A 12,012-nucleotide genomic window follows, 5' to 3' on the forward strand; every position below is an offset into this window, starting at 1 on the left:
CGGACCGACGCGGCGGGTCACCGGCAAACGGTGACCCGCCGCGTCGTCTGCTGGTCAGCCCGCGAGGTGCGCCACGGCGTCACGCATGCGCTCCGCCGCCGCGCGCACCGCACCGACGTCGGGGCCGGCCCGCAACACCTCACGCGACACCGCGGGCAACAGCGTTCCCGGCGCCGCTCCGCCAAGACCGCGCAGCGCGTCGGGGCGACCGCCCTGGGCACCGACGCCGGGCAGCAGCACCGGCCCGCCGAGCTCGCCGAGGTCCGGAACCTCGGCCAAGGTGGCGCCCACGACGACTCCGACGGATCCCGCCCCCGCCCCGCGGTTCTCTGCGCTCGCGTCGTCGACGATCGACTGGGCGACCGTGCGACCGTCGACCACTGCCCGCTGCACGCTGGCGCCCTCGGGATTGGACGTCGCGGCGAGCACGAACACGCCGCGACCGTGCTGGGCGGCGGTGTCGAGTAGTGGCCTGAGCGACTCGAATCCCAGGTACGGCGACGCGGTGACGGCGTCGCACGCCAGCGGCGAGTCCCCGGCCCACGCCGCGGCGTACGCCGCCATCGTCGTGCCGATGTCACCTCGCTTGGCGTCGGCCAGGACCAGGACACCGGCGTCACGTAGCTCCGCGATGACGGTCTCCAGCACCGAATAACCAGCTGCGCCATGGCTTTCGAAGAACGCCACCTGTGGCTTGACGATGGCGAAGCCCTCGTAGGCCCGAACGCACACGTCACAGAACGCGGTGAGCCCGTCGACGTCGACCGGTAGTCCCCAGGCCTGCAGCAGTTCGGGATGCGGATCGATGCCCAGACACAAAGGGCCCCGATCGGCCACGGCCGAGGCCAGCCGGGTCCCGAAACCGGTCACGTCGCAGGTCCACCGAGCCGACTGTGCAACTCCTGCAGCGACATCACGCCGATGTCGCCGCGGATGCCGGCCTCGATGCCCTGCACCGCCGCGGACGCTCCCTGCACCGTCGTCACGCAGGGAATGTTCATCGCGACGGCGGCCGAGCGAATCTCGTACCCGTCGACGCGGGGACCGGAGTTGCCGTAGGGAGTGTTGATCACCATGTCGACCTCACCGGCCCTGATCGCGTCGACGGCTGACGTCGCCGGTCGGTCGGGAGTGGGTGCCTCGAAGTGCTTGCGCACCGTGTCGCACGGTATGCCGTTGCGGCGCAACATCTCCGCGGTTCCCTCGGTGGCCAGCACCCGGAACCCTAGATCGGCCAACCGCTTGACGGGGAACACCAGCGAGCGCTTGTCCCGGTTGGCCACCGAGACGAAGATCGTGCCGGCGGCCGGCAGCGAACCGTAGGCCGCGGTCTGGCTCTTGGCGAAGGCGGTGCCGAAGTCCCGGTCGATGCCCATCACCTCGCCGGTCGACTTCATCTCCGGCCCCAGCAACGAGTCGACCTGGGAGCCGTCCGCCTTGCGGAACCGGTTGAACGGCAGGACCGCCTCCTTGACCGCGATCGGCGCGTTCGGGGCGACGTCGGCACCGTCGCCGGTCGCGGCCAGCATGCCCTCCTGGCGCAACTGGGCGATGCTGGTGCCCAGCATGATGCGAGCGCAGGCCTTGGCCAACGGCACCGCCGTGGCCTTGGAGACGAACGGGACGGTGCGGCTGGCCCTCGGGTTGGCCTCCAGCACGTAGAGCACGTCGTCCTTCAGGGCGTACTGCACGTTCAGCAGGCCGACGACGCCGATGCCGTGGGCAATGGCCTCGGTCGCGTGCCGCACGGCGGCGATGTCCTGCTTGCCGAGGGTGACCGGCGGGAGTGCGCACGCGGAGTCGCCGGAGTGGATGCCCGCCTCCTCGATGTGCTCCATCACGCCACCGATGTAGACCTCGGATCCGTCACACAGCGCGTCGACGTCGATCTCGATGGCGTCTTCCAGGAATCGGTCGACCAGGACGGGATGCTCGGGCGAGAGTTGGGTGGCGCGAGTGATGTACCCGCGCAACGTCTCGTCGTCGTAGACGATCTCCATGCCGCGCCCACCCAGGACGTAGGACGGGCGCACCAGAACCGGGTACCCGATGTCGGCGGCGATGCGGCGAGCCTGCTCGAAGCTGGTCGCCATGCCGAACCGTGGTGCGGGCAGCCCGGCGTTCTTCAGCACCTCGCCGAATTCACCGCGGTCCTCGGCGAGGTCGATCGCCTTCGGGCTGGTGCCGACGATCGGGACGCCGGCGTCGGAGAGCCGCTGCGCCAGGCCCAGCGGTGTCTGCCCACCCAGCTGGACGATCACGCCGACGACGCCGGGTCCGCCTGCCCCGGAGGCTGATTCGGCGTGGTAGACCTCGAGGACGTCCTCGAAGGTCAGCGGTTCGAAGTACAGCCGGTCGGCCGTGTCGTAGTCGGTCGACACGGTCTCGGGGTTGCAGTTCACCATGACGGTCTCGAAGCCGACCTCGCTGAGCGTGGTCGCGGCGTGGACGCAGCTGTAGTCGAACTCGATGCCCTGACCGATCCGGTTGGGACCAGACCCGAGGATCAGCACCTTGGGCTTGTCGGCCTGCGGCGCCACCTCCGTCTCGGCCGCCGGATCGATCTCGTAGCTGCTGTAGTGGTACGGCGTCTTGGCCTCGAACTCCGCGGCGCAGGTGTCCACCGTCTTGTAGACGGGGTGAACCCCCAGCCGCCGCCGCAGCGTGCGGACGCCGTCCTCACCGGCGAGTTCGGGCCGCAGGGCCGCGATCTGGCGGTCGGACAGGCCGCTGTGCTTTGCGGCGCGCAGCAGTTCCTCGTCGAGCACGGGCGCGGCGCGCAGCTCCGCCGCGAGGTGCACCAGTCCGTTGATCTGGTCGACGAACCACGGGTCGACGCCCGACGCCTTCGCGACCTCCTCGACCGACGCACCCTGCCGCAGTGCCTGTTCGATGTCGTAGAGGCGACCGTCGGTGGGCGTCTTCAGCCGCGTCAGCAGCTCCTCGACGGTGAGCTCGGGATCCATCCCGGTCCAGAAACCGCCACGGCCCGGCGTCTCCAGCGAGCGCATCACCTTGCCGAGCGCCTCGATGAAGTTGCGGCCCAGCGACATTGCCTCGCCGACGGACTTCATGGTGGTCGTCAGCGTGGGGTCGGCGCCGGGGAACTTCTCGAACGCGAACCGCGGGGCCTTGACGACGACGTAGTCGAGCGTCGGCTCGAAGCACGCCGGCGTCTCCTTGGTGATGTCGTTGACGATCTCGTCGAGGGTGTAGCCGATGGCGAGCTTCGCGGCGATCTTGGCGATCGGGAAGCCGGTGGCCTTCGAGGCCAGGGCACTCGAGCGGGAGACGCGTGGGTTCATCTCGATGACGACGAGCCGTCCGTCGGCCGGGTCGATCGCGAACTGGATGTTGCAGCCGCCGGTGTCGACGCCGACTTCCCGCAGGATCGCGATGCCGAGGTCGCGCATCGTCTGGTATTCGCGGTCGGTCAGCGTCATCGCGGGGGCCACGGTCACCGAGTCGCCGGTGTGCACGCCCATCGGGTCGAAGTTCTCGATGGAGCAGACGACCACCACGTTGTCGCGGTGGTCCCGCATCAGCTCGAGTTCGAATTCCTTCCACCCGAAGATCGATTCCTCGATGAGCACGTTGGCCGTCGGCGAGGCGGCCAGGCCGTCACCGGCCATGCGTTCCACGTCCTCGACCGAGTACGCCATGCCGGAGCCGAGCCCGCCCATCGTGAACGACGGCCGCACCACGACGGGCAGGCCGAGCTCGCCGACGGTGTCCCGAACCTCCTCCATCGTGAAGCACACCCGTGACTTGGCCGACTCGCCGCCGACCTTGGCGACGATGTCCTTGAACTTCTGCCGGTCCTCGCCGCGCTGGATGGCCTCGAAGTCCGCGCCGATCATCTCGACGCCGTGGCGGTCGAGTCCCCCGTTCTCGTACAGCGCGACGGCCGTGTTGAGCGCGGTCTGCCCGCCGAGCGTGGCCAGCAGGGCGTCGATCTTGTTGCCGCGCTCGGCCTGCTGCACGATCACCTTCTCCACGAACGCGGCGGTGATCGGTTCGATGTAGGTGGAATCGGCGAACTCCGGGTCGGTCATGATGGACGCCGGATTCGAGTTGATGAGCGTCACCCGCAGGCCTTCGGCCTTCAGCACCCGGCACGCCTGGGTGCCGGAGTAGTCGAACTCGGCGGCCTGCCCGATCACGATGGGTCCCGAACCGATGACCAGTACGTGTTTGAGGTCTTCGCGACGCGGCATTAGCGCCCCTCCCCTGCCATCAGGTCGACGAATTGGTCGAACAGATAGGCGGCATCATGGGGTCCCGCCGCCGACTCGGGGTGGTACTGCACCGAGAACGCCCTTCCGTCAATGAGTTTGATGCCCTCGACGACTCCGTCGTTGGCGCAGGTGTGGCTGACCACGGCCCGGCCGAACTGCGTGTCGAACTCCTCGCCGGCCTCGCCTTCGAGGGCGAAGCCGTGGTTCTGCGAGGTGATCGCGACCCGTCCGGTCAGGTGGTCGATCACCGGAACGTTGATCCCGCGGTGACCGAAGGCCATCTTGTACGTCGAGCGCCCCAGGGCGCGGCCCAGGATTTGGTTGCCGAAGCAGATGCCGAAGAGCGGGATTCCCGCCTCGAGCACCTTGCGCGTGACCTCGACGACGTGGTCGGCGGTGGCGGGGTCACCGGGACCGTTGGAGAGGAACACCCCGTCGGGGTTGAGCGCGGCGACGGTGTCGAACGTGGCGTTCGACGGCACCACGTGGGTCTGGATGCCCCGCTTGGCGAAGTTGCGTGGGGTGTTGGTCTTGATGCCGAGGTCGAGCGCGGCCACCGTGAAGCGTTGCTGCCCTTCGGCTTCCACCACGTAGGTGGAGTCGGTGCTGACCTCGCCGGCGAGGTCCGCGCCCAGCATCGACGGCTGGCTGCGCACCCGCGCCAGCAGCTCGTCCGTGTCGGCCAGGGCGTCTCCCGAGAAGACGCCCGCCTTCATCGATCCCGCCGTTCGCAGGTGCCGCACGACGGCACGGGTGTCGATGCCCGCGATCCCTACCACGTTCTGGCGGATCAATTCGTCGTCGAGCGTGCCGGTGGCGCGCCAGTTCGAGGCGCGCGGCGAGGGGTCCCGCACGGCGTATCCGGCGACCCAGATCTTGTCCCCGCGACTCTCGGCGTCCTCACCGTTCCAGCCCGTGTTGCCGATCTGTGGTGCCGTGGCGACCACGATCTGGCCGTGATAACTCGGGTCGGTGAGGGTCTCCTGGTAGCCGGACATTCCAGTGGAGAAGACCGCCTCCCCCAGCGTCTGCCCGACCGCGCCGAAGGCGGTACCGGTGAACACCCGTCCGTCGTCGAGAACCATTACGGCCTTGTTCTTCACCGTCATTCGACCTCTCCAGTCCATTTCGCAAGTTCGCGGCGGTCGTCGCCGCGGAACCCGGTGTCGATCTCGGTGCCCGACGGCAGCCTCCAGCGAATGGCGAGGATGCCGTCGTGCGTCAGTGCCTTGCCCGCGATGCCCCGCTCGGTGCGGATCGCCGTGATCGACTCCTCGGGGATCCAGATCGGCCCGGTGCCGCTGCGCTGCAGCATGATCCCCTCGGGGTAGCGGGTCAGGACCGCCTTGCTGCGGAAACCCAGGTCGCCGACGGCGATGCGGTCCTGCCAGCTGGGTGCAATCGTGCTGCCGACGTAGAGCCCCTTGGTGGCCGGGACGATGGCCGACCCGACGGTGTCGGGCAGCGGCGGCAGCGTTCCGATCATCTCGGCCTGCCGCTGCGCCCGGTGCAGCCACCCGCGCATCATCTGCCGGATGAAGAAGGCGATCAACAACGCCAGCAGTGCGGCGATGATCAGCAAGGCGATCAGGGTCGGGGTGTTCATGCCGGCGGACTCTGCCCGTTCCGCGCGGTGACCTTGCCCCGCAACATCGTCAGCGTCACCGCGGCGGGCAGCGTCATCGCCTCGAACGGCGTGTTGTCCGACCGGCTGGCCAGCTCGGCACCGGTGACGGTCCAGGTGGCGTCGGGGTCGACGACCACCAGGTTGGCGGGCTCGCCCACCTCCAGCGGCCGGCCCTGGTCCGGCAGGCCGACGATGGCCGCGGGCGCCTCGCTCATCACCCGCGCGACGTCACGCCAGTTCAGCAGGCCCGACCGCACCATGGTCTCGACGACCACCGACAGCGCGGTCTGCAGTCCCAGCATGCCGGGCCGGGCGACGGCGAACTCGCACATCTTCTCGTGGTCGGCATGCGGTGCGTGATCGGTTGCCACGCAGTCGATCACGCCGTCGGCGAGCGCCTGGCGCAGCGCGATCGCGTCACTGGCCTCGCGCAGTGGCGGGTTGACGCGGTTGCGGCCGTCGTAGGACTCGAGCAGCGCGTCGTCGAGCAGCAGGTGATGCGGTGTCACCTCGGCGGTGATCGAAATGCCCTGCTCCTTGGCCCACCTCAGCAGCTCGACCGTGCCTGCGGTGGACGCGTGGCAGATGTGCACGCGCGCTCCGGCGTCCCGGGCGAGGATCGCGTCGCGCGCGACGATCGACTCCTCGGCCGAACGTGGCCAGCCGGTCAGCCCGAGCCGGGCCGCGTTCGGCCCCTCGTGGGCGACGGCGTCGACCGTCAGCCGCGGCTCCTCGGCGTGCTGGGCGATGAGGACGCCGATGCCGCTGGCGTATTCGAGCGCCCTCCTCATCACCAGCGGGTCGTCCACGCAAAGACCGTCGTCGGAGAACATCCGCACCTTGCCGACACCGGCGGCCATCAGGCCCATCTCGGTGAGCTGAGCGCCCTTGAGTCCCACGGTGACCGCGCCGACCGGATGCACGTCGACCAGGCCAACCTGCTGGCCGCGATGCCACACGTGGTCGGTGACGACGGCGCTGTCGGCGACGGGATCGGTGTTGGCCATCGCGAAGACCGCCGTGTAGCCACCGAGCGCCGCTGCAGCCGAACCGGTTTCGATGTCTTCGGCGTACTCGCGTCCCGGCTCGCGGAGATGGGTGTGCAGGTCGACGAACCCGGGCAGCAGGATCTTGCCGGCACCCTCGACCACCTCGGCACCCTCGGGAGCCGCGACGTCGGTGCCGATCTCGGTGATCTGCCCGTCGTCGACGAGCACGTCGACGGGATCACCCTCGCCGTAGAGAAGGACCGACCGCACGAGGATCGTCATGGATTCACCCCTTCCGGTGCCGAGCCGGCGCCGACGAGCAGATGGAACAGCACCGCCATCCGAACGTGCACGCCGTTGGAAACCTGTTGCAGCACCGCCGATTGCGAGGAGTCGGCCACCGAGGATGCGATCTCCATGCCCCGGAGCATCGGCCCGGGGTGCAGCACGACGGCGTGCTTGGCGAGTTTGGCCGACCGCTTCTCGGAGAGTCCGTACAGCACCGAGTACTCCCTCGCCGAGGGGAAGAACCCGCCCTTCATCCGCTCGGCCTGGACCCGCAGCATGAGCACCGCGTCGGCGGCGGGCAGCTCGGCGTCCAGGTCGTGCGAGACCGTGACGGGCCACGTCGAGACGCCCGTCGGCAGCAACGTCGGCGGTGCGACGAGCACCACCTCGGCGCCCAGCGTCGCCAGCAGCCGAACGTTCGAGCGCGCGACCCGGCTGTGCAGCACGTCGCCCACGATGACGACGCGCTTGCCCTCGACCGAGCCCAGCCGCTGGCGAATGGTCAAGGCGTCGAGCAGCGCCTGCGTCGGATGCTCGTGCGTCCCGTCTCCGGCGTTGATCACGCTGGGCCCGCCGTCGCTGCCTTCGCGCGTCCACTCGGCAAGCCGTTGCGCCGCACCGGAAGCCGGGTGCCGGATGATGAGCGCGTCGGCACCCGCGGCACGCAGCGTCAACGCGGTGTCCCGCAGCGACTCGCCCTTGGCCACCGACGACCCCGACGAGCTGACGTTGACCACGTCGGCGCTCATCCACTTGCCGGCGACCTCGAACGACACCCTGGTCCGCGTCGAGTTCTCGTAGAACATCGTGATCACGGTGCGCCCGCGCAGGGTGGGCAGCTTCTTGACCTCGCGGCCCAGCAGCGCATGGCTGAAGCGGTCGGCGTCGTCCAGGATGGCCGTCGCCTGGTCCAGGCTCAGATCGGTCGCCGAGAGAAGGTGCTTCACCTGGCGGGCCCTCCCTGCGGTGCGATCGAGACCCCGTCGACTCCCCCGTCGTTCTCGGCGAGACGTACCTTCACGTTCTCGCTGCGCGACGTGGGCACGTTCTTGCCGGCGTAGTCGGCGCGCAACGGCAATTCGCGGTGGCCGCGGTCGACGAGTACTGCCAGCTGAACCGCCCTCGGCCTGCCGATGTCGCGGAGTGCGTCCAGAGCGGCGCGGATCGAACGTCCCGTGTAGAGCACGTCGTCGACGAGGACCACGAGAGCGCCGTCGATTCCGCCATCGGGAATCGAGGTGTCCTCCAGCGGGCGCGGTGGCTTGCCGGCGAGGTCGTCGCGGTAGAGCGTGATGTCGAGCGCGCCGCGTGGCACGGTGACGCCGGAGAATTCGTGGATCTTCTCGGCGAGGCGGGCGGCCAGTGTGACGCCGCGCGTCGGAATGCCCAGGAGGATGACGCGGGGCGCGTCGGCGCCGTCCAGCGCGGTCTTCTCGATGATTTCGTGCGCGATGCGCGACACCGTCCGGCTCACGTCCGCGGCGGACATCAATTCCCGGTCGGGGCTGGCAGAAGCCATGACTGACCTAGGACCTCCTTCTCCGCCTCTCGGGACGGATCGTTAAAGGACGTCGAACTTCCGCGGCAGCTTAACACCCGCCGGGCACCGTCAGCCCGGCTGGCTAGGCTGGCCAGGTGAAACTCGACGGCAATCAGGCATCCATCCGCGAGGCGATCGACGCCGGCCTGCTGGCGGGGGCCGTCACGATGGTCTGGCAGGCGGGCAAGGTCCTGCAGGTCAACGAACTCGGTTACCGCGACGTCCACGCCGGGTTGCCGATGCAGCGCGACACCATCTTCCGGATTGCCTCGATGAGCAAGCCGGTGACGGTGGCCGCGGCCATGTCGATGGTCGAGGGCGGGCTGCTCGCGCTGACCGATCCGGTGGCCCGGTGGCTACCGGAGTTGGCCGACGTGCGGGTGATGGCCGACCCGTCGGGCCCGCTGGAGTCGACGGTGCCGCTACGGCGACCGATCACCGTGGACGATCTGATGACGCACCGCAGCGGCTTGGCCTACGCGTTCTCGGTGGGGCCGCCGCTGTCCCGTGGCTACGGCAAGCTGAGGTTCCGCCAGGACCAGGACAGCTGGCTCGCCGAACTCGCGAAGCTGCCGCTGGCCCACCAGCCCGGCGAACGGCTGACCTACAGCCACTCCACCGACGTGCTGGGCATCGCACTGTCGCGGATCGAGGGCAAGCCGCTGGCCGACGTGCTGGACGCCCGGATTCTGGGCCCACTCGGCATGTCCGACACCGGTTTCAAGGTCAGCGTCGAAGGGCGCCGGCGCGCGGCCACGATGTACCAGCTCGACGACAACGGGCGTCTCCGCGACGACGTGATGGGTCCTGCGCCGGTGACGCTGCCGACGTTCTGCACTGGAGGGGCCGGGCTGTGGTCGACCGCCGACGACTATCTGGCCTTCGCCCGCATGTTGCTCGGCGGCGGCGTCGTGGACGATGTCAGGGTGCTGTCGGAGGAGTCGGTGCGGTTGATGCGCTCCGACCGGCTGACCGACCAACAGAAGTCGTATCCCTTTCTCGGGATGCCCTTTTGGCGCGGTCGCGGTTTCGGGCTGAACCTCTCGGTGGTCACCGATGCGGCTCAGTCCCGCCAGCTCTACGGTCCGGGCGGACTCGGCACGTTCAGTTGGCCCGGCGCCTACGGCACGTGGTGGCAGGCCGACCCGTCGGCGGACCTGATCATGCTGTACCTGATTCAGAACCTGCCCGACCTGAGTTCGGATGCCGCCGCGGCCGCGGTGGCGGGCAACACGTCGCTGGCGAAACTGCAGGCCGCTCAGCCGCGGTTCGTCCGTCGTACGTATCAGGCCTTGGAGTCCTGACTCACGCCGACGAACGCAACGCCGCGCCCTCGGCTCGGACGACCCTGTCGATCCGACCGAACCTCGCGGTCACCCGCTCCGTGACACGCCTCCACTGCCGGGCGTCCGCCACGTCGGCAGCGATCACCATCACCCGATCCGCGGAGTGACCGTGCATCACCTCGACGGCGTCACCGGCATGTCGGGCCACCACCACGACCCGGTGTCCGTCGGCCAACGTCCGTCGGGCCAACCGGCGGCCGGCGTCGGTGTCGCCGTCCAGGATCACGACGACGGATGTTGTGTGAGAGGGCATCTCGCGAATCATGACATCAGTCAACGCCGATTGCCTTGGCGCCCGATGTGGGTCCGCTAGGCGATGCCTCAGAACCTCGTGCTCACCACGGCACGACGGCGTCGTGATAGTCGAGGAACTGCAGTCCGCCGTCGCCGGCATGGGCGACGATGACGTCGACGACGCCGGGAACGCTGTCGTCGACGGTCAGCGTGGCGCCCTTGCCCCCGAGTTCGGTCTGCACGTGGCCGGGATTGATCAGCAGCAACGTGCGCGGATCGCCGGCGTGCCGAGCCGCGTAGCTGCGGAACAGCTGGTTGAGCGCGGACTTGCTGGCGCGGTACACCTCGTGCCCGCCTCGGGTGTTCTGCGAGATGCTGCCTTGCCGCGACGACATGATGCCGATCGTGCCCGACTCGGGCACCAGGTCCTCCAGGGTCTCGACGACACGCAGCGGGCTCAGCGCGTTGGTGACCATGACCTCGACGAAGCTGTCGGTGCTCACCTCGGCAACGGGAACGTTGTCGTGGGCGATCCCGGCGTTGACGAACAGCAGGTCGAGGCGCCGACCGGCCAACCGGTCGCGCAGTGCGGCGATTTGCTCAGGGACGGTGACGTCGAGCGTCTCGATCTCGAGGCGGCCGGATGCGTCCAGCTCGCGCAGCGGAGCCGGGGCGTCACCGCGCACGGTGGCGACCACCCGCCAGTCGCGCCGCAGGAACTCGGCCACCATGGCGAGCCCAAGGCCCTTGGACGCTCCGACGATCAGTGCTGTGGGGTGTTCGTAATCGGTCATGCTGATGTCAGCAACTGACGTCTCCGGTTTCATCCCGCTTCTCGCGTGTCGGGGCGTCAGCCGCCCAGTTCGGACACCTCGGCGTCGAGGATCGCCGCCTGCGTGGCGAGCTCGTCGTCGGAGAGGTTGGTGGCCTTCCCGACGCGCTGCAGGAAGTCCGTCCGCGAGATCACCTGAAGCGCCCCGCGGTGGGCGTCGTCGTCCAACTGGGCTGCACCGATCACCTGTGCGCGACCCTCGAGCAGAACCAACACGGCGTCGTCGTCGGCGTCCACGAGTCGTCTCGTGACGTCACTGTCAATCGTCATGACCGGGGTATGCCCACCACGGGAGCCGTCAACCGGCGGCAGGCCGCCCACCGACGCCATGGCATGTGCCACCGACATCGTGGTGCTGTGGAGCCGGGGTTGTCCACAGTGGCTGATTCATCCACAGCCTGGGGGTGTGCGGCCTAGTTTTCATCGGCATCGTCCCTCGCCCCGAGTAACTTCGTACGTATGTTCGATTTTCTGGTGGCACAAACCGTCGACACCTCGGGTGCCGCTACGGTCGAGGCGTGGTCTCAGGCGGAATCGGCCGCGTGTGCCCGCAAGGTCGCCGCGATGGCCGCCATGTTCGACGAGGCTTCCGCCGTCGAGGGGTCCGCCGAGCGGGACCTGTGGTGCACCGACACCTGGGACGCCGTGGCCGCCCACATCGGTGCGGTGCTGCGGATCACCACCGGGGCCGCGTCCAACCAGTTGTTGATCGCGGTCGCCTTGCATGAACGGTTCCCTCAGGTGGCCGCGGTGTTCGCCGAGGGTCTGATCACCTATCAGTTGGTGCGGACGGTGGTGCAGCGCGGCGCCCTGGTTGTCGACCCCGACGCCCTCCACGCTCTCGACGCCATGCTGGCGGCGGCGTTGAGCTCCCGGGAACCGATGTCGGTGGCGACGCTGGAGAAGACGATCGACGGG

The 12,012-nt window shown here is 68.9% G+C and carries 12 protein-coding genes; 2 read left to right on the forward strand and 10 right to left on the reverse strand.

Annotated features, from left to right (window positions below; all coding sequences use genetic code 11):
• Positions 1–54: 54 nt before the first annotated feature.
• The 7 genes from pyrF to pyrR are packed head-to-tail and all read right to left on the reverse strand — an operon-like array spanning position 55 to position 8,661.
• Positions 55–870: an orotidine-5'-phosphate decarboxylase gene (gene pyrF, locus H7J06_RS24530; RefSeq protein ID WP_264041934.1), complete on the reverse strand. Its 816-nt coding sequence runs from the start codon at positions 868–870 to the stop codon at positions 55–57.
• Positions 867–4,217 carry a carbamoyl-phosphate synthase large subunit gene (carB, locus tag H7J06_RS24535; protein ID WP_264041935.1) on the reverse strand — a complete coding sequence of 1,117 codons (3,351 nt, stop codon included), beginning with the start codon at positions 4,215–4,217 and terminating at the stop codon, positions 867–869. The genes pyrF and carB overlap by 4 nt, the downstream gene beginning before the upstream one ends.
• Positions 4,217–5,347: a glutamine-hydrolyzing carbamoyl-phosphate synthase small subunit gene (gene carA, locus H7J06_RS24540; protein WP_264041938.1), complete on the reverse strand. Its 1,131-nt coding sequence runs from the start codon at positions 5,345–5,347 to the stop codon at positions 4,217–4,219. The genes carB and carA overlap by 1 nt, the downstream gene beginning before the upstream one ends.
• Positions 5,344–5,844 (reverse strand): PH-like domain-containing protein, encoded by a 501-nt coding sequence (locus tag H7J06_RS24545; protein ID WP_264041940.1) that lies wholly within the window; start codon positions 5,842–5,844, stop codon positions 5,344–5,346. The genes carA and H7J06_RS24545 overlap by 4 nt, the downstream gene beginning before the upstream one ends.
• Positions 5,841–7,136 carry a dihydroorotase gene (locus H7J06_RS24550; protein ID WP_264041942.1) on the reverse strand — a complete coding sequence of 432 codons (1,296 nt, stop codon included), beginning with the start codon at positions 7,134–7,136 and terminating at the stop codon, positions 5,841–5,843. The genes H7J06_RS24545 and H7J06_RS24550 overlap by 4 nt, the downstream gene beginning before the upstream one ends.
• A complete protein-coding gene (locus H7J06_RS24555; protein WP_264041944.1) occupies positions 7,133–8,089 on the reverse strand; it encodes an aspartate carbamoyltransferase catalytic subunit in 957 nt (318 codons plus the stop codon). The genes H7J06_RS24550 and H7J06_RS24555 overlap by 4 nt, the downstream gene beginning before the upstream one ends.
• Positions 8,086–8,661 carry a bifunctional pyr operon transcriptional regulator/uracil phosphoribosyltransferase PyrR gene (gene pyrR / locus H7J06_RS24560; protein WP_264041946.1) on the reverse strand — a complete coding sequence of 192 codons (576 nt, stop codon included), beginning with the start codon at positions 8,659–8,661 and terminating at the stop codon, positions 8,086–8,088. The genes H7J06_RS24555 and pyrR overlap by 4 nt, the downstream gene beginning before the upstream one ends.
• 116 nt (positions 8,662–8,777) lie before the next feature.
• Between pyrR and H7J06_RS24565 the strand changes: the two genes are divergently transcribed.
• Positions 8,778–9,986: a serine hydrolase domain-containing protein gene (locus H7J06_RS24565; protein ID WP_264041948.1), complete on the forward strand. Its 1,209-nt coding sequence runs from the start codon at positions 8,778–8,780 to the stop codon at positions 9,984–9,986.
• A 1-nt stretch (position 9,987) separates the two neighbouring features.
• Here H7J06_RS24565 and H7J06_RS24570 read toward each other — a convergent pair whose 3' ends face one another.
• The 3 genes from H7J06_RS24570 to H7J06_RS24580 all read right to left on the reverse strand — a co-directional run bounded on the left by H7J06_RS24570 (position 9,988) and on the right by H7J06_RS24580 (position 11,364).
• Positions 9,988–10,281, reverse strand: coding sequence for an SDR family NAD(P)-dependent oxidoreductase (locus H7J06_RS24570; protein ID WP_264041950.1), 294 nt, complete (start codon positions 10,279–10,281; stop codon positions 9,988–9,990).
• Between the two features lie 82 nt (positions 10,282–10,363).
• On the reverse strand, positions 10,364–11,056 hold the full coding sequence (locus tag H7J06_RS24575; RefSeq protein WP_264041952.1) for an SDR family NAD(P)-dependent oxidoreductase: 693 nt from the start codon (positions 11,054–11,056) through the stop codon (positions 10,364–10,366).
• A gap of 56 nt (positions 11,057–11,112) precedes the next feature.
• A complete protein-coding gene (locus H7J06_RS24580) occupies positions 11,113–11,364 on the reverse strand; it encodes a hypothetical protein (RefSeq protein ID WP_264041954.1) in 252 nt (83 codons plus the stop codon).
• A 189-nt stretch (positions 11,365–11,553) separates the two neighbouring features.
• Between H7J06_RS24580 and H7J06_RS24585 the strand changes: the two genes are divergently transcribed.
• Positions 11,554–12,012, forward strand: a 459-nt coding sequence (locus H7J06_RS24585; RefSeq protein ID WP_264041956.1) for a DUF222 domain-containing protein, incomplete at its 3' end; no start/stop codon positions are given.

This window comes from Mycolicibacterium hodleri (genome assembly GCF_025822245.1).
Lineage (GTDB): Bacteria > Actinomycetota > Actinomycetes > Mycobacteriales > Mycobacteriaceae > Mycobacterium > Mycobacterium hodleri.